13 protein-coding genes and 1 pseudogene are annotated in these 17,936 nt (G+C 73.5%); 10 read left to right on the forward strand and 4 right to left on the reverse strand.

Annotation, left to right across the window (positions count from 1 at the left end):
* Positions 1–69 precede the first annotated feature (69 nt).
* From SLAV_RS32660 to SLAV_RS32700, 8 genes are all read left to right on the forward strand, one after another.
* A complete protein-coding gene (locus SLAV_RS32660) occupies positions 70–1,149 on the forward strand; it encodes a hypothetical protein (RefSeq protein ID WP_030231633.1) in 1,080 nt (359 codons plus the stop codon).
* Positions 1,150–1,246: 97 nt separating this feature from the next.
* Positions 1,247–3,055 (forward strand): Ig-like domain-containing protein, encoded by a 1,809-nt coding sequence (locus SLAV_RS43250; RefSeq protein WP_158740703.1) that lies wholly within the window; start codon positions 1,247–1,249, stop codon positions 3,053–3,055.
* A 100-nt stretch (positions 3,056–3,155) separates the two neighbouring features.
* Positions 3,156–4,829 (forward strand): serine/threonine-protein kinase, encoded by a 1,674-nt coding sequence (locus SLAV_RS32670; RefSeq protein ID WP_030231628.1) that lies wholly within the window; start codon positions 3,156–3,158, stop codon positions 4,827–4,829.
* Between the two features lie 96 nt (positions 4,830–4,925).
* On the forward strand, positions 4,926–6,116 hold the full coding sequence (locus SLAV_RS32675) for an acyl-CoA dehydrogenase family protein (RefSeq protein WP_030231624.1): 1,191 nt from the start codon (positions 4,926–4,928) through the stop codon (positions 6,114–6,116).
* Between the two features lie 223 nt (positions 6,117–6,339).
* Complete coding sequence (locus SLAV_RS32685; RefSeq protein ID WP_234333657.1) at positions 6,340–7,029, forward strand: TetR-like C-terminal domain-containing protein; 690 nt, start codon at positions 6,340–6,342, stop codon at positions 7,027–7,029.
* Between the two features lie 46 nt (positions 7,030–7,075).
* Positions 7,076–8,233, forward strand: a complete 1,158-nt coding sequence (locus tag SLAV_RS32690) for an MAB_1171c family putative transporter (RefSeq protein WP_030231620.1) — start codon at positions 7,076–7,078, stop codon at positions 8,231–8,233.
* Positions 8,234–8,592: 359 nt separating this feature from the next.
* Positions 8,593–9,036 carry a helix-turn-helix domain-containing protein gene (locus SLAV_RS32695; protein ID WP_030231618.1) on the forward strand — a complete coding sequence of 148 codons (444 nt, stop codon included), beginning with the start codon at positions 8,593–8,595 and terminating at the stop codon, positions 9,034–9,036.
* Positions 9,033–9,605, forward strand: coding sequence for a toxin (locus tag SLAV_RS32700; protein ID WP_030231615.1), 573 nt, complete (start codon positions 9,033–9,035; stop codon positions 9,603–9,605). Before SLAV_RS32695 ends, SLAV_RS32700 begins: the two co-directional genes overlap by 4 nt.
* A gap of 51 nt (positions 9,606–9,656) precedes the next feature.
* On the opposite strand, the gene SLAV_RS32705 is transcribed toward SLAV_RS32700, so the two are convergent.
* From SLAV_RS32705 to SLAV_RS32720, 4 genes are all read right to left on the reverse strand, one after another.
* The gene (locus SLAV_RS32705; RefSeq protein ID WP_051841043.1) at positions 9,657–10,508 is read right to left on the reverse strand and encodes an ABC transporter permease; all 852 of its coding nucleotides are present in this window, start codon (positions 10,506–10,508) and stop codon (positions 9,657–9,659) included.
* Complete coding sequence (locus SLAV_RS32710) at positions 10,505–11,425, reverse strand: ABC transporter ATP-binding protein (RefSeq protein ID WP_030231611.1); 921 nt, start codon at positions 11,423–11,425, stop codon at positions 10,505–10,507. The genes SLAV_RS32705 and SLAV_RS32710 overlap by 4 nt, the downstream gene beginning before the upstream one ends.
* Before the next feature lie 116 nt (positions 11,426–11,541).
* Complete coding sequence (locus SLAV_RS32715; RefSeq protein ID WP_078950383.1) at positions 11,542–14,928, reverse strand: aminotransferase class I/II-fold pyridoxal phosphate-dependent enzyme; 3,387 nt, start codon at positions 14,926–14,928, stop codon at positions 11,542–11,544.
* Positions 14,895–15,836, reverse strand: coding sequence for an NAD-dependent epimerase/dehydratase family protein (locus tag SLAV_RS32720; RefSeq protein WP_030231607.1), 942 nt, complete (start codon positions 15,834–15,836; stop codon positions 14,895–14,897). Before SLAV_RS32720 ends, SLAV_RS32715 begins: the two co-directional genes overlap by 34 nt.
* A 253-nt stretch (positions 15,837–16,089) precedes the next feature.
* Here SLAV_RS32720 and SLAV_RS43255 point away from each other — a divergent pair.
* Positions 16,090–16,802 (forward strand): annotated as a pseudogene (locus tag SLAV_RS43255) (aminopeptidase P N-terminal domain-containing protein).
* A gap of 285 nt (positions 16,803–17,087) precedes the next feature.
* A complete protein-coding gene (locus SLAV_RS32730) occupies positions 17,088–17,894 on the forward strand; it encodes a class II aldolase/adducin family protein (protein WP_030231601.1) in 807 nt (268 codons plus the stop codon).
* Positions 17,895–17,936 lie beyond the last annotated feature (42 nt).

Consider the following 17,936-nt stretch of genomic DNA (forward strand, 5'->3'; position numbering starts at 1 on the left):
CGTCCGGCGAACGGTGCTGCCCCCGTGCGGCCCCGGCCGCCCGAACCTCCTCTCCGAAAGGGAGCATCCGTGCGCAATTTCCTCCTGCGGCGTCCCGTCGTGGGCAAGGCGCTGATCGTGGGCGCCCTGCTGGCCCTGTCCGTCCCCGGCACCGCCTACGCGAACACGGTCGGCGTGACGGTGAAGACCCCCGGCGCCACCGCCGGACCGGTCGCCGCCTTCTCCGAGATCTCCACCGACGCCGCGTGCGCGAGCGGCCTGGTCTCCGGCGGTGGCATCAACCAGGCCATCGGCACCGGGTCCTCCTCCAACGGCAACAAGATCAACGGCACGTCGCCGAGCCCGGACGGAAGCACCGAGTACCTAGGCTCCACGGGCGTGGTCGGCACCGACGTCACCCACTGGCTCGGCATCGGCGGCAGCGGCGGCGCGGTCAACGCCTCCTTCTCCAGCACCCCGTACGCCATGTGCTTCGGCAGCAGCCTGATCAACCACACCCAGGTGGTGATGAACAAGCTGGCCGGCCCCACCACCGGCTCGACCGTCGGGCTCGTCACCGCGACCTGTCCGGCCAACACCCGTCTGCTCGGCGGCGGGGCCCGGATCACCCCGGCCGACATCGGCAGCCTCAAGCCGATCGCCAGTTTCCCGACCTTCAACAACTCCGCCCACGGCTACGGCCAGAAGGCCGCGGCCGACGGTGAGGGCAACCCCGACTCCTGGAGCGCCGTCGGCTGGAACGGCGGCGGCGGCAACAGCGACAACACCACGTACGCGTACGCCATCTGCAGCGGCAACGGCATCAACATCAGCGGCGCGACCGTGAAGGTCCGCCACAGCGAGGTGAGCGGCCCCACCGCCGCGACCGCCGGCCAGACCGTGACGGTCGGCTGCGGGGGCGGCGACGGGAAGCTGATCGGCGGCGGCGCCGCGATCAGCGGAGGCAGCGTCACGACCACGAACTTCACCGGGCCGGGCTCCCAGGGCGACCACTTGAACGGCAGCTACCCCAGTGACTCGGGCGGCAACCCGGTCGCGGACGGGACCACCACGGCCGCGTACTGGTCCGCGACGACCCACACCGGGGGAGTCAGTTCCCCGAGCACCTACTCCGACGCCTGGGCGCTGTGCGCCGACGACGGCGTCTGATCCACCCGCAGCACGGTCGCCGCAGCCAGGGCCACGGACGTGTCCCGGCTGCGGCCCCGCACGTCCCGTCTCCCGAGTACCGTCGTTTGGAACCCACTTGAGCACGTACCGATCGAAGATTCTGAAGATGGCCGGAGCCGCCGGCCTGGTGGCCGCCGCGATGGCCCCGCTGCCCGCGACGGCCGAGCCGACGGCGCCGTCCGCCGCCACCCCCTGCGGCGCGGGCGGCGTCTTCACCGCCGCGTCGCCCACCTGCACCTACACCACCGTGGGCACGGACACCTTCACCGTCCCCGCAGGGGTGACCGCGGTGACGGTCGACCTCCTCGGTGCCGAGGGCGGCAGCGCGGCCGGCTTCGTCCTCCCCAGCCCCCCGAACGACGGTGCACCCGGCGGACTGGGCGGCGAGACCCGCGCCGACCTGGCCGTCACGGCGGGCCAGACCCTCCAGATCACCATCGGCGGCGTCGGAAGCTCCGGCACCTCCCGGCACGGCGAGTTCGCCCGGCCCGGCGGCACCGGTCACGGCTCCGGCGGTGGCGGCGCCCACGGCGGCGGCGGGTCCGGCGGCGGCGCCAGCGACCTGCGTACGGGGGCCTTCGGCCCGGCCGACCGGGTCCTGGTGGCGGGCGGCGGCGGTGGCGCGGGCAACGGCGGGCCGCTGCTGCACGGCGGCGACGGCGGCGGGCCCGAAGGGGAGCCCGGCGGCCAGGGCGGCGGCCCCGAGGGGTCCGGCCTCGCGGGCGGCGGCGGAACCCGCTCCGCGCACGGGGCGGGCGGAAGCCGCAACTCCGCGGTCGGAGCCCCCGGCGCCGCGGGCAGCGACATCGACCAGTACACCAGCCAGCCCAGCCCCGGGAGCGGCGGCTCCGGCGGCAACGGCGGGGGCGGCGGCAACGGAGGCGGAGGCGGTGGCGGCGGCTACTTCGCCGGCGGCGGCGGCTCCGGCGGCGGCAGGCCCGGCAACCTCTACGGGGCCGGCGGCGGCGGGGGCAGCGGCTTCGCGGCCCCGACGGCCGTCGGCGCCACCCTCACCGGGGGCGTCAACCACGGCAACGGCAAGGCGGTCGTCTCCTTCCGCTACGGCACCTCGGTCACGGTGACCGCCGATACGGCCACCCCGCTGTTCGGACGGCCGGTCACCCTCACGGCGACCGTCGACCCGGCCGGCACGGACGTCGGAACCCCCGGCGGGGAGGTCACCTTCTTCGACGGGCCGACCCCGATCGGCACCGCCGCGCTCGACGGCGGCCGCGCGAGCATCCGTACCGGCGTCCTCCAGCCCTCCGCCCACCCCATCACCGCACGCTACGGCGGCGACGCGGCCTTCACCCCGGGCCCGACGACGGCGCCCACCGAGGTCACCGTCGGGTTCAGCGGCCCCTGCCTCACCACCGCACACGCCGGCCCGCTGACCGTGGGCCCGGGCGAAGCCCTGTGCCTCGCGGCGGGCGGCAGCCAGAGCGGCCCGCTGACCGTACGCCCCGGCGGGGCCCTGGCCGTCTCGGGCGCGACGATCACCGGACCGCTGTCGGCCCAGGGCGCCACCGCGGTCACCCTCTGCGGGTCCGCGCTCACCGGCCCGGTCTCCGTGGCGGGGACCACCGGTCCGGTGCTCATCGGCTCCGACCGCGAGGCGACGGCCTGCGCCGGGAACACCGTCCGGGGCCCGCTGACCCTCGACGCGAACACCGGCGGCCTCGAAGCCTCGGCCGACACGGTCACCGGACCGGTCCGGATCACCGGCAACAGCGGCCCGGGCACCGCGTCCGCGGACCCCGCGCCCGCCTTCCGGTCCAACCGCGTCACCGGCCCGCTGCGCTGCGAGGACAATGCGCCGACCCTCCTCCAGGCGCGGAACACCGTCACCGGCCCGCGCACCGGGCAGTGCCGCCTGGACGGCTAGGACGTGCTGCGGCGGCCGCCCGGCCGGCCCGCGGATCATGCATCTACGCTTGTGCCCCGTCAGAGAGTCGAGACGGACGACCGGTCGTGGAACGGAGAATGTGGTGCCAGCGGGCCAAGCGGGGGAAGCCAATGACGGGGACCTGATCGGAAAGGTGCTCGGGGGACGCTACCGGGTGACCTCCGTGGTCGGCCGCGGCGGCATGGGCGTGGTCGCGCGGGCCCACGACGAACTGCTCGCCCGCGAGGTCGCCGTCAAGGTCCTGCGGGCCTACACCGACTCCAGTGACGCCGAACTGGCCGACCTGCGCACGCGGATGGAGCGCGAGGCGCAGGCGGCCGCCCGCATCCGGCACGCCGGCGTCGTCACCGTGCACGACGTGACGCACGAGCAGGGGCTGCCCGTCATCGTCATGGAACTCGTCGACGGGCCCTCTCTCGACGAGGTGGTGACCCGGCACGGCGCGCTCGACCCGTACGAGGCCGCCGCGATCGGCGCCAAGCTGATGGACGCACTCGACGCCGCGCACCGCGCGGGCGTCCTGCACCGCGACGTGAAACCGGGCAACGTCCTGCTGGAGCGCGGCGGCCGGGTCGTGCTCACGGACTTCGGCATCGCCACCATGGAGTCCTCCGGCGACGAGGCCGTGGCCAAGCTGACCCGCAGCGGTGAGCTGGTCGGCTCGCTCGACTACCTGCCGCCGGAGCGCGCCCAGGGCAGGGAGCCCGGCCCGGCCTCCGACATCTGGTCGCTCGGGATGACCCTGTACGCGGCGGTGGAGGGCGTCTCGCCGTTCCGCCGCACCTCGGTGTGGTCCACGCTGGCCGCGATCGTCGGCGAGCCGCTGCCCGAACCCCGGCGCGCGGGGCCGCTCACCCCGGTGCTGCGGGCGCTGATGGCGAAGGAGCCGGAGCAGCGGCCCACCGCCGATCAGGCCCGCGCCATGCTGGAGCAGGTGGCGGCGGGCGGCGGCGCGGCTCCGGCGTCCGCGGCGGCGCCCACTACGGCGGTCCCCACCGCACCGTCCGTTCCCGCGCCCGTTCCCGGCTTCGGACCCCCGCCCCCGGCCGGTTTCGACGTCGGCGCAGGATCGTTTCCGCAGCCCTACGCCCCCACCCCCGGGCCCGGCTTCCCCCCGCAGGGACCCCCGCCCGGCCAGCCGTTCACGGCCGACCGCTCCGGCTCGGCCGCCGTGGACCGGGCGCGGCGCCGCAGCCGCGCCGCGATGGCCGTCGCGGTCGTGGCCGTACTCGCCGCCGGCGGCGTCACCTACGCCGTGACCTCGGGCGGCAGCGGCGACGACCCGGCGCGGGCGGTGGCCGCGACCCCGGCGCCCGGCGGCTCCCCGGCCGCCGACGGGCAGCCGGGTGCGCAGAGTCCGCCGCCGTCGCCCTCCGGCTCCGGACCCACGGCGAAGCCGTCCGCGAGCGCCTCCAAGAAGACCGGCACGTCATCTCCCTCCCCGAAGGGCTCCTCGTCCGCCCCGGCCAAACCGGGCCCCGTACCGACGGGCTGCGCCGGCTGGACCCACAAGAACCCGACGCCGGGCACGTACGGCTACATCTCCGGCGACCACCACCTGCTGGCCGCTCCGTACCAGCAGTGCGCGCAGGGCAGCCTGGTCAAGGACGGCACCAAGCTCTGGTACGAGTGCTACATCGTCAACTCCTACGGCAACCAGTGGACGTTCGTGCGCGTGGACGGCACGAACGCGACCGGGTGGCTGTACAACCGCGACCTCAAGGGCCAGAAGGGCTCTTCACCCGCCTGCTGACGGTTCGTCACCGCCCCTTCCGGATTACTGCAACGGGTTCTACCCTGGCCGCCGCCACCACACGACCGGCTGGACCGCGAGACTCCCGGAGGGGCCGTGCACCTCGAATACACGCCTGAGCAGCAGCGGTTGCGCACCGAGCTGCGCGCCTACTTCGCCGAGCTCGTGCCGCAGGACGTCTACGCCCGCTACGAGGACCCGGCCGCGCAGAAGCGCTTCTACCGGGAGACCATCCGCCGTCTCGGTGCCGACGGCTGGCTCGGCGTCGGCTGGCCGAAGGAGTACGGCGGGCGCGGCATTTCGCCGATGGACCAGTTCATCTTCTTCGACGAGGCCGCGCAGGCCGTCGTCCCGCTGCCGCTGATGGCGCTGAACACCGTCGGTCCCACCCTCATGCAGTTCGGCACCGACGAGCAGAAGGCGTACTTCCTCCCCAGGATCCTCGCCGGGGAGATCGACTTCGCCATCGGCTACAGCGAGCCCGACGCGGGCACCGACCTCGCCGCCCTCCGGTGCAAGGCCGTCCGCGAAGGCGACGAGGAGACCGGCACCTACGTGGTGAACGGCCAGAAGATCTGGACCACCAACGGGGACACCGCCGACTGGGTCTGGCTGGCCGTGCGCACCGACCCGGACGCCCCCGCGCACAAGGGCATCACCATGCTCCTCGTGCCGACCTCCGACCCCGGCTACTCCTGCACCCTGATCAACACCCTGGCCTCGCACGACACCACCGCCAGCCACTACGAGGACATCCGGGTCCCGGCGGACCGCCGCGTGGGCCAGGAGAACAAGGGCTGGCGGCTGATCACCAACCAGCTCAACCACGAACGCGTCACCCTCGCCGCCCACGGCACCATGGCGATCCGCGCCCTGCATGACGTCCAGAGCTGGGCCGCCGCGACCAAGCTGGCCGACGGCCGCCGCGTCATCGACCTGCCCTGGGTACGCGGCCGCCTCGCCCGCACCCACGCCCGCCTCGACGCGATGAAACTGCTCAACTGGCAGATGGTGAACGCGGTCCAGTCCGCCACCCTCACCCCGCAGGACGCCTCCGCCGTCAAGGTCTACGGCTCCGAGGCGCGCCGGGACGCGTACGCCTGGCTCATGGAGGTGGTCGGCGCGGCCGGTTCCCTCAAGGACGGGTCGGCCGGCGCGGTCCTGCACGGCGAACTGGAGCGCGGCTACCGCAGCGCGGTGATCTTCACCTTCGGCGGCGGGAACAACGAGATCCAGCGCGAGATCATCGCGTGGATCGGCCTCGGCATGCCGCGGGTACGCCGCTGAACCGCGTCCTCAGTGGTCCAGCGCAGCTCCGGCCACTCCAGGGGCTGGGAGGTCGTCGAGGTGGCCAGACCGTCGGCGGTGGCCGCGGCCGGTGCCATGACCCGGATCACAGCATGGGGGGAGGAACGTCCGTCCGAATGTGATCGAGGGTTCGGTAGCCGACGGGTACGGTTTGGCCATGGATTTTTCCGGAACTGGTGCTACCGATGAGAACACCGGGCAGGTGGGGGCCATCAAGGCCGTGGCGCGCCGGCTGCTGCTGAAGACGGGGGCCCCGGGGCTGTCCCCGGAGGCGGTGGCCGCCGAGGGCGGGCTGGCCGTCGCCGATGTGGCGGCCGTCTTCCCGCACCGGGACGACCTGTTGACGGCGTTGGTGATCGACGCCTACGACGCGTCGGCCGCCGCCATGGAACGGGCCGACGCGGACGCCGTCGCCGAGGGCGCCCCGGCGGGCGCGCGGCTGCTGGCGGTCACCCGGGCCCTGCGCGCCTGGTCCTTCGCCCACACCGGCGAGTTCACGCTGATCTACGGTTCGCCCGTACCCGGCTACCACGCCCCGCAGGACACCGTCCCGCCCGCCTCGCGCACCCCCGCCGTACTCGCCGGCATCGTGCGGGCCGCGCTGGAGGGCGGCGAACTCCTCCCGCCCCGGCGGACCGTACCGGGACCGCCGCTGCTCCGGCCGGAGGCCGTGGAACTCTTCGGTGGGGTCCCCGACGCCCCGTTCTCGGACCTCGTCGAGCGCGGGATCGTGCTCTGGAGCAGCCTGATCGGGCTCCTGGTGTTCCAGGTCTTCAGCCGTACCCACGACAGCGTCCGGGACGAGGCCGCCTACTTCGACTTCGCCATCGCGGTGGCGGCCGAAGGCATCGGCCTGACCGTCCCCTCGGACGAACCCACCCACACCGACTAGACCGTCTGCCGCGCGGAAACGCCCGGCACCGGCGGGGAATCAGGCCGTGAACACCACAAGAACCCTCTGCTTCGTCATCGCGGCGCTCTCGTCGTACGCCGCCCTCGTCTACCGGCTCTGCCAAGCGCGCCGCAGCTGGCGGGACAACGCCTACCGCACCCTCGTGGTCACCCTGCTGCTGCAGTGCCTCACCTTCACGATGGGCGCCGTCGCCATGGGCGGCGACAGCTTCCTGGGCGTCGGCAACCTCGCCATCCTGCTGATGCACGTGTCGGCCGTCGCCTTCTGCGTCGCGGCCCAGATCATCCTGTTGCGCTGGGCGGCCGACCCCGAGGAGGCGGTGCGCAAGGCCCGTTACTGGCTGATCACCGGCATCGCCCTCAGCGTGCTCCTGATCGCCCTCTTCTTCGTCGCCGACGGCCCCGGCCGGCCGGCGACGGACTTCAACACCGGCAGCGGCCAACCGCTGGTCCTCGTCTACCTCCTGGTCTTCATCGTCTCCCAGGCGGTTCCGTGCGTGACCATCTTCCGCCAGTGCGGTCCCTACGCCCGGATGACCGGCAAGGCCTCGCTGCGCCAGGCGCTGCGCATGCTGTCGGTGGCCGCGGTGATCCTCTTCCTCTACTGCACCTGCCGGACGGTGAACATCCTCACCGCCGCGGCCGGGATCGACATCGGCGTCTGGCAGCTCGCGTCGAACGTCTTCAGCGCCGCGGGGATCGTCACCCTCTCGCTCAGCCTGACGACCTCCTCCTGGGAGGCGTCGGCCGCCAGGCTGCTGGAGTGGGCCCACAGCTACCGTTCCTACCGGGCCCTCTACCCGCTCTGGCGGGACCTGTACGAGTCCTCCCCGGACATCGTCCTGGAGCCGCCGGGCTCGGCCTCGGTCTCGGACCTCAACTACCGCCTGCACCGCCGCGTGATCGAGATACGCGACGGGTGGCGGGACCTGCGCCCCTACATCGACCGCACCGCACCCGTCGCCGGGGCGGCGGATCCCGGAGCGGGCGAGGAGTACCGGCAGGCCCACGCCGAGGCGGCGCGGATCAGGCAGGCCCTGGATGCGAAGCGGGCCGGGACCGTCCCCGATCTCAACAAGGACGCGGGCGACTTCGACGACCGGGACACGGACAACTTCTCGGCGGAGGTCGCCTGGCTCACCCAAGTGGCAGTCGTCTATCGTAAACTCGGTAAAGCGGGTTGAGAGCTCCCGCCCGGTCTGTCCCCCGTCAGGCCGGGCGGGTTTTCCCTTTTTCACCCTCCCCGTGGTTCCCCCCGTTTTCCCCCGTGGGTCCCCCCGTTGTTTCCCCCCGTTTCCCCCGTGTTGCTTCCGGGCCGAGCGGGTGTGTTCCGCTCGGTTCCGGCCCTCATCCCCCGAGGGCCGGCCCGGACCGACAACCGTCAGCACATCAACTCGGCTACCCCCGTAAGCAAAGTTAGCTGCCAGCTATCGGCGAGGTCCACGGTGGCGGACTCTGATCAGATTGTCAACTGACCGCTAATCTGCAAAACTTCCGGATAGCTGAGAGCAATGCCGAGGAGGTGACGGAAGGGAGATTCGCAGTGTCGGAGACCGACGACCGGCCCAAGCTGGCAGTGCGTCTGGACAACCTCTTCAAGACGGTCCGCCCCAAGGGCAAGCACTGGACCAACGCCGAGGTCGCGGAGGAACTCAAGCGGGGCAACCCCGAACTCAAGGCGGGCGGCGTCTACTTGTCGCAGCTGCGGACCGGCAAGCGCTCCAACCCCTCGCCGGACCTGCTGGCTGCCCTCGCCCGGTTCTTCGGCGTTTCCGTCGCGTACTTCTTCGACGACGAGGTCGCCGAGTCCGTCCTCAGCGAGGTGGCCGCCATCGAGGCGCTGCGCCAGGCCGGAGTCCGCTCCGTGGCCATGCGGGCGGCCGGGATGAAGAAGGAGAACCTCCAGGCCATCACGGCCATCATGGACCAGTACCGGCAGTTGCAGGGCCTCCCGCCCGTCACCGACCCCTCGGAAGAGCCGGAGTGAGGGTCCCCGGCAGGGGGCGCTCGGCCGATCACGGCCGCCGCAGTCAGCTCAAGAAGCTTCGCAAGGACGGCGCGCGCCGGATCGCGGAGCTCAACCTGCCGGACGGGGCCGACGTGGCCGAACTCTGCCGCTACATCGGAGAGATCCGCGACCGCCCCATCACCCTGATCCCGATGCAGATGCCCGCCTCGCAGCCGTGCGGCATGTGGGTCGCCGCACGGGACGAGGACCTGATCTTCTACGACGCCAACACCACCAGCGCGCATCAGGAGCACATCATCTTGCACGAGCTGGGCCACATCATCTGCTGTCACCGCGGGGCGGGCTGGCTGGACGAGGCGAGCTCCCGCCTCCTGTTCCCCAACCTCGACCCCGACCTCGTCCGGGACATGCTCCTGCGCGCCACCTACGACGACGTGCAGGAACAGGAGGCGGAGGTCATCGCCTACCTGCTCTCCCAGCGGCTGGGCGGCGCCGAGGAAGGTCCCGGTGCGCCCGCCGGCCCGGACGGCGGACCGTCCGGGAAGGGCGACGACGCGCTCAGCCGCATCGAACGCACCCTGTTCTGAGGCGGGGCGCCGGGCAGGGCAGGGCGGGGCCGGACCGGCCCCGGCCCGCGGTCACACGTCGCGCCGGCGTACGACGACCACCGCGAGGGCGACCGCGACCAGCGGCCACACCGCGTACACGGCCCAGGAGCCGGGGACCGTGGCGTCGTGGACGCGGTTGATGTCGGGGAGGTCCCCCCAGTTCTGCACCAGGCGCTTCCAGGCGCTGACCACCATCACGTGGTTGACGTCGGCCGACCACTGCCGGGAGGTGCTGAACAGCGGCGGCAGCATCACGAGCGTGAACAGGGTGGCGGCCACGCTGCCCGGGGTGTGTCTGATCAGCGCGCCGAGCCCCAGGCCGACCAGGGCGCAGGCCGGAGCCAGCAGGGCGGACGCCACCAGGGCCCGGGCCACGCCCGGATGGGTGAGCGGGACCCCGGCGTGCCGTCCGTCGAGGACGGCCTGGGAGGCCAGGAAGGCGGCCAGGGAGATCACCGTCCCGACCGTGGTCCACACCGCCGCGAGGACCACGGCCTTGGCCAGGACCACCGCATGACGGGCGGGTACGGCCACCATGGTGGTCCGGATCAGCCCGCTCCCGTGCTCGCTCACGATCGTGACGGCCCCGACGCTGCCGGAGACGAGCATCAGCGTCATGTAGGCGCCCGGTGTGAAGGCGTCGAAGGGCAGGAAGCCGCTGGTGCCGCCGTGGTCCGCCAGCGAGGCGACGGTGGCGCACCCGATGACGAACAGCGCGGTGAGGGCGATGGTCCACCACGTGGAGCGCAGGGAGCGCATCTTGATCCACTCGGCGGCGAGCAGGTCACCGAAGCGGGCGGGAGGCCCGGCGGCGGAGGTGGCGGAGGCGACGGAGGGCGCGTGGGCGGGGGCGTGGGCGTGGGCGGGGGCGGTTCGGGTCATCGGGTCCGTCCGGTGGGGTATTCGACGCTGTCGGCGGTCAGTTCCATGAAGGCCTCCTCCAGGGAAGCCGTGCGCGGGGTCAGTTCGTCGAGCACGATCCCGTGCGCCAGGGCGAGCGCCCCGATCCGGTCCGCCGCCAGCCCGGTCACCACGAGCCTGCGGGTGTCCGCCGGGCCCTGCGGCTCGACCGAAGCGCCCGCGCCGGCCAGCAGCGCCCCCAGTTCGGCCGCCCGCGACGTGCCGACGACGGTGCCGGGCCGGGTGCTGCGGGCCGCGAACTCCCGTACCGACTCGGCGGCGATGAGCCGGCCGCGGCCGATGACGACGAGGTCGTCGGCGGTGTTCTGCATCTCCGACATCAGATGGCTGGAGAGGAAGACCGTACGGCCCTCGGCCGCCAGCCGCCGGAACAGGCCGCGCATCCAGAGCACGCCCTCCGGGTCCATGCCGTTGACGGGCTCGTCGAACATCAGCACCGGGGGATCGCCGAGGAGGGCGGTGGCGATCCCGAGGCGCTGCTTCATGCCGAGCGAGAACCCGCCCGCGCGACGGGCCGCCGCCCCGGTCAGGCCGACCTCCTGGAGCACCTCGTCCACCCGGCGCGCCGGGATGCCGTTGCTCCGGGCCAGCGCCGACAGGTGGGCCGTGGCGCTGCGTCCGCCGTGCACCTGGCCGGCGTCGAGGAGGGCGCCCGCGTGCCGCAGTCCGCGCGGGTGGTCGCGGAAGGGGACGCCGGAGACGGTGGCGGAGCCGGAGGTGGGCCGGTCCAGGCCGAGGAGCATCCGCAGGGTGGTGGTCTTGCCGGCTCCGTTCGGGCCGAGGAACCCGGTGACGCGGCCCGGCCGGACCGTGAAGGACAGCCGGTCGACGGCGGTCCTGGCGCCGTAGCGCTTGGTGAGTTCGTTGACTTCGATCACAAGGGCAACCCTGCCGGGAGGGCGCCCCGAGGGCATGGTGCCGTGGGCTGCAATCGCGCGGCCGGACCCGCCCCGGGGCGTACGCCCCCGGACGGTCCCGCGTGGGGCCGGAGGTGTCAGCCCCCGGCCGCCGCCACCTCCTGGGCCAGGATCGACACGGCCCGGCGGACGTCCTCTTCGCGGTGGTCGGAGGTGACGAAGAACCGCAGCCGGGAGAGCCCCTCCTCCACCGCGGGATGGAAGATCGGATCGGCGATCACCCCGCGGTCGTACAGCCGGCCGGCGACGCGCAGGGTCCTCGCCGAGTCGCCGAGGAGGCACGGCACGATCGGGGTGTGGGCGCTGGAGCCGGTCGCGAGACCGGCGGAGGCGGCCAGCGAGAGGAAGAGCTCGGCGTTGCGGCGCAGGGCACGGACCCGGTCCGCGGTGATCAGCTCGCTCGCGGCCAGCGCGGCGGCCGCGTTGGCCGGGGTCAGGCCGACGCTGTAGACGAAGCCGGGCAGCGTGTGCCGCAGCCACCGCACCATCCGGGCCGAACCGCCGAGGTAACCGCCGCAGCTGGCGAAGGCCTTGGAGAGGGTGCCCATCCACAGGTCCACTCCGGACCGGTCGACGCCGAAGAACTCGCCCACACCGCGGCCGTGTTCGCCCACGGTGCCGATGCTGTGGGCCTCGTCGACCATCAACAGCGCGCCGTATCGTTTCTTCAGCTCGATCACGGCCGGCAGGTCCACCAGGTCGCCGTCCATGCTGTAGGCGCCCTCGACGGCGATCAGTACCCGCCGGAACCGTGGCCGGTTGACCCGCAGCATGTGCGCCAGCTGGTCCGTGTCGTTGTGGGCGAAGGGCCGCCGGGCCGCCCCGGACAGCGCGCAGCCCTGCAGGATGCTGTCGTGGGCGAGGGCGTCGTGCAGCACCAGGTCCCCGGCTCCGACGAGGTGCCCGATCGCGGTGACGTTGGTGGCGTGGCCGCTGACCAGCGCCAGGCAGTCCTCGACGCCGAGGAAGCGGGCGAGCGCCCGCTCCAGCCGTACGGTCAGCTCCCGTTCGCCGGAGAGCACCCGGCTCGCCGAGACCGAGGTCCCGTACCGGTCCACCGCTTCGTGGACGGCGGCGGTGACCGCCGGATGGCCCGAGAGCCCCAGGTAGTTGTAGGAACCGAAGGAGAGGTACTCCCGGTCGCCGATCACGGTCGTGTCGCGGATCGTGCCCCGGTGGACCCGGAAGTACGGGAACTCCGCGCCGTCGGCGGTGATCGCCTCCAGACGTTCCTCGAACTGCCGCACCTCCGGGAACCCGTCGACGCTCGCCGTGGCGGCGTACTCGTCCCCGCACGGCTCCTGCACCTCCCACGGCTCGCGCGCGGGAGCGGCGGGGGCGGGCGGGAGCGCGAGGTAGGGGGCGACCAGTTCCGTCAGCCGCCCGATGGTGAGGCCGGGCTTGAAGGTCTCCTCGGTGGGGAACCCCGGCGCGTGCCGCGCGAGGATGACGTCCAGCTCCTGGAGCATCAGGGAGTCGAAGCCGAGATCGGTCGTCAGCACCATCCGCTCGCTCAGGTCGGAGAGCGGGAAGACCCCGGTGCGCGACACCGCTTCGAGGACGACGGACGCGGCGGACCCGCCCGGCGCGGCGGAGGGCACGACCGCGGGCGCAGCCCGCGGGGGTTCCTCCACACGGCCGCCCGGGTCCACGGTCTCGCGGGCCGATGCGTCCACCACCCAGTGGTGGCGGGGCGCCAGGGGGCTGGGCGGCAAAGTGCACGGCGGTGTCCGCTCCGTCGCGGGAGGCGGTACGGGGTCGTCGGCGCCACGCACGGCGAGGCCCGCCGTGACGGCCCCGGCCGCGGCGGTCAGCCGGACCGCGGCCTCGGCCGCGTCCCGCGCCACCACCGTCAGCCGCTCCGCGAAGGGCGTACGGCGCGCCAGGGTGTCCGCGACCCGGGCCAGCGGGGGCCGGTCCTCGGTGAGGACCTCCGCCAGATCGAGGGCGTAGCGGGCCAGCCCCGCCCGGTCACGGGCGCTGAGCACCAGGAGGTGCGGCTCCCCGGCCGCGTCGGGCACGGCCGGCGCCGGGGCGGCGCACTCCTCCACCACCAGGTGGACGCCGGTGCCGCCGAAGCCGAAGGCGCTCACCCCGGCCCGGCGCGGCCCCCGGGTCCGCGGCCACGGCGTCGCCTCCGTCGGGACGACCAGCCGCGCGGCGTCGAGGGCCGCGGGCTCCGCCGGTTCGAACTCCGGCTGGGGCGGTACCACCCCCCGGTGCACGGCCAGGACGGTCTTGATGAGCCCGGCCATCCCCGCGGCGTTGAGGGAATGGCCCACCACCGCCTTCACCGCACCGAGGAAGGCGGGCGCCGCGTCCGCACCGCGCAGTTCGCGCAGCACCCCGACCTCGACCGGGTCGCCGACCGTCGTCCCCGTGCCGTGCGCCTCCAGGTACCCGACCGAGTCCGAGGCCAGGCCCGCGTCGCGGTAGGCCCGGCGCAGCGCCCGGAGCTGACCGGCCGCCTGGGGGTGCATACCGCCCTGCACGGTCCCGTCGTTGGCCGTGCCCACCCCGCGGATCACCGCGTAGACGCGGTCGCCCGCGGCCAGCGCGTCGGCCAGCGGGCGCAGCACCAGGACCCCGGCGCCCTCGCCCAGGACGAAGCCGTCGGCCCCCGCCCCGAACGGCAGGCACCGGCCGCTGCGCGAGATGGCGCCGATCCGGCTCAGGCCCACCAGCAGGTCGGGGGTGAGGATCAGCTGGGCGCCGCCCGCCAGCGCGATGCGGGTGCGGCCCGCGCGCAGCGCGAACACGGCGTTCGCCACGGCCATCAGCCCACCGGAGCACGCCGAGTCCAGCGCGTAGCTCTCGCCGTGCAGGTCGAAGACGGAACTGATGCTGTTCGGGCCCATGTTGAGCAGGAGTCCGGCCACCGACGTGCCCTGGAGGTGGTCCACGCCCCGGACCGTCTCCAGCCACCGGGGACCGTCCGGCCGGGCCCCGAACTCGCCGCCGGCCACCTGGCGCATCCGGATCTGCAGGGTGCTGAGCTCGCGGTAGCCGCTCTCGGTGAGCGAGGTGATCACCGAGGTCTCCTCGCGGTCGAAGCCCTCGGTCTCCCACCCCGCGTCCTGGATCGCCTCGCGGGCGAGGTCGATCAGCAGCCGGTGCTGGGGGTCCATCGACCGGGCCCGTCGTGGGGGGATGCCGTAGTGCGCCGCGTCGAAGTGGCCCACGTCCGGCAGCAGCGCCATGGTGTCCGTGTACGTCGTCGACGGGTCGCGGAAGTTCTCGCTGAGGAACGCGGAGGCGTTCCACCGCGACTGCGGGATGGCGGTGAACTGGGGCCGCGGGTCCGTCAGGAGGCGCCAGTACGCGTTCACGTTCCGCGCCCCCGGGAACCGGCAGGCCATGCCCACGATCGCGACGTCGTCGTGCCGGGCCGCCGGGGATCCCGCGGAGCCGTCCGTCTGCGCCACGCGTGTCACCCGGCGGTGGTCAGTCGCTCGCGCCACCATGCGACCGTCGTCTTGACCTGCTCGTCGACGGGCGTGGCCCGGACCGCGAAGGCGGTTTCCCAGGCGCTGGAATCGACCACGAACGGGCGGTCGAACTGGTAACGGATCTCCTTGAGCTCACGCATCAGGGGGGAGAAGAGCGAGAGCGCGCCCAGCACGGCCGACGGCAGTGCGCGTACGGGGACGGGCCCGGTGCCCGCCTCGGCGGCGAGCCGGGCGACCATCTCCCTTACGGACAGGGCCGGTCCGGTCGGGACGTGCCAGGCGCGGCCCCAGGACCGTTCCTCGCCCGCGGCCTCGGCCAGCGCCGCGGCCACGTCGGGGAGGTAGGTCCAGCTGTGCGGGGCGTCGGGGTCGCCGAGGGCGGAGACGGGCCGGCCGCGCAGCACCTGCGGTACGACCCGGCCGGCCAGGTGCCCGCCGTCGGTCACCCCGGGGCCGAAGAAGTCCGAGGCCCGCAGCTCGACGGCCTTCAGGCGGCCCTGTTCGTGCAGGGTCCGGACCGTCTCCCACGCGGCGGCCCGCACCCGCCCCTTGGGGCCGGTCGCCGCGAGCGGCAGCTCCTCGGTGAGGGGGATGTTCACCGGGCCGTAGCCGTAGAGGTTGCCGAGCATGACCAGCACGGCCCCGGTCCGCTCGGCCGCCGTGCACAGGGCCGAGGTCAGCGCGGGCCATTCGGCCGCCCAGCGGTGGTAGGGCGGTGCGGCGCAGCCGAAGACGGCGGCGGCGCCCCGTACGGCCTCGGTCAGCCGGTCGCCGTCGGCGGCGTCCAGTGCGACGTGCTCGATGCCCGGTTCCGGGGCACGGCCCGATCTGGTGACGACCCGTACGGAGTGTCCCCGCCCGGCCAGCAGCCGGGCCGTGGCCGCACCGGCGGGCCCGAATCCCACGACGACATAGAAACTCACGTGCGAACCCTAGCGCGCGGACCCGGCGTCACTCCCGGCCCGCAGGGCCCGGGCCGTGCCACGATGGCGGAGACCCCTGGGGACCACGGGAGGGGTTTGGCGGTCTTTGACGGTGAACGGAGCGAATTCAGGCAGCGGTTGTGACCGAGCGTTCGTCCGAAATCCGGCGGTCCGGCGAGGGGGACCTGGCGTCCGGGGGAGAGGGCGCCGGGCGGGCCGGTGGCGCGGAGCGGAGCGGGGCCCCCGGCGGGGGGTGAGCGACGAGCTCGCCGCGAACATGCGGCAGGGCTGGGCCGGCACCGAGCGCCACGACATCGAGCCCCTCCCGCAGGCCGCCCACACCGCCCGCCGGCGCGCGGCGCTCTCCGCCCGCTTCCCGGGCGAGCGCCTGGTGATCCCGGGGGCAACCCGCGGGTCCGCGCCAACGACACGTACCACCCCTTCCGCGCCTGCTCCGACTACGTCCATCTGACCGGCGACCGGTCCGAGGACGCCGTCCTGGTCCTGGAGCCCGAGGAGGACGGCGGCCCGGTCCGGGTCCTGCGCGGCCACGACGCCGGCGTGGAGACCCGCACCCTCTACGCCGCCGACGGCACCCGCACCCTGCCCGTCAGCGGCACCTTCTCCCCGCTCCAGCGCACGGTCTACGACGCGGTCCACGACGCGCAGGAGGCCGGGATCGCCGCCGTCAGGCCCGGCGCCCGCTTCCGCGACTTCCACGACTGCGCCGCCGCCCGCGCCGAGGCGTACGCCGACGGGGTCCTGGAACCCGGCGTCGTGCTCACCGTGGAGCCCGGCCCGTACTTCCAGGCCGACGACCTGACCGTCCCCGAGGAGTACCGCGGCATCGGCGTCCGGATCGAGGACGACGTCCTCGTCACCGAGGACGGCAACGAGAACCTCTCGGCGGCCCTGCCGCGCCGGTCCGACGAGGTCGAGTCCTGGATGGCCGACCTGCGGGCCTGACACCACGGCATCGGTTCTGTGGCGCTATGTCCGTAATCCGGCGCGCTGCGCAAACGTGAATCGCACGCTTATGAAGCCGTGGAGCGTCACTGGAGGCCGGAAAACGGCCCTTCCGTGGGACAGGATTCAGGTGCAGGAGCTGATGCCCTCCCCACGCGCCAACCCCCACTGACCTGGGGTTACGGCGGAATTCTCCCTACCCGTCGCGGGCTTTGTGCTGCCCGGACGCACCCAGGGGGAACGGGAACGGGCGGGCTCGAATCCGACCCTCCAGGAGACAGCGACGTGTCCACCACCACCGCCCCGCAGGAAGCCTTCCTCGCCGACACCCACACCGGCCTGCCCATCCCCGCCGATCCCGTCTTCTCCTCCACCGACGAGGAACGCCGCCACCGCAAGCAGCGACTGGCCGCGGCCATGCGCCTGTTCGGCAAGGAGGGCTACGCCGAGGGCATCTCCGGCCACATCTCGGTCCGCGACCCCGAGGACCACGACACCTTCTGGGTCAACCCCTTCGGCGTCTCCTTCAACCGCGTCCGCGTGGCCGACCTGATCCGCGTCGACGCCACCGGCCGGGTCGTCGACGGCACCGGCAAGGTCAACCCGAGCGCCTTCACCATCCACTCCTCGATCCACGAGCGCCCCGAGGCCAACGCCATCGCCCACGGCCACACCGTCCACGCCCGCGCCCTGGGCGCCCTGGAACGGCTGCTGGAGCCCTACGACCAGGAGTCCGCGGCCTTCTACCAGGACCAGGTCCTCTACGGGGACTACGACGGCCCCGCCATCAAGATCGAGCACGGCCGGGACATCGCCGACCGCCTCGGCGCCAAGCGCGCCATGCTGCTGCGCCACCACGGCCTGATCACCGTCGGCGGCTCCCTCGAAGAGGCCGTCCACTGGTTCTTCACCTACGAGAGCTGCGCCCGCGTCCAGCTCCTCGCCCTCGCCGCCGGCCGCCCCGTCCCCATGTCCCACGAGCAGGCCCTGCTGGCCCGCGACGGCTTCGGCGACGAACAGCTCGGCCGCTACAGCTTCCAGATCATGTGGGACGAGATCACGGCCGAACAGCCCGATCTGCTCGACGAGTAGCCACCCGCGCACCGAGCAGCACACCGGCCGGCCGCCCCAGAT

It is taken from the genome of Streptomyces lavendulae subsp. lavendulae (assembly GCF_002803845.1).
GTDB classification, from domain to species: domain Bacteria; phylum Actinomycetota; class Actinomycetes; order Streptomycetales; family Streptomycetaceae; genus Streptomyces; species Streptomyces lavendulae.

What these genes read in the sequence shown, in the direction of transcription:
- SLAV_RS32715 (WP_078950383.1), bottom strand. Translation starts at nt 14,928, where the DNA reads ATGGTGGCGCGAGCGACTGACCACCGCCGGGTGACACGCGTGGCGCAG.
- SLAV_RS32705 (WP_051841043.1), bottom strand. Translation starts at nt 10,508, where the DNA reads ATGACCCGAACCGCCCCCGCCCACGCCCACGCCCCCGCCCACGCGCCC.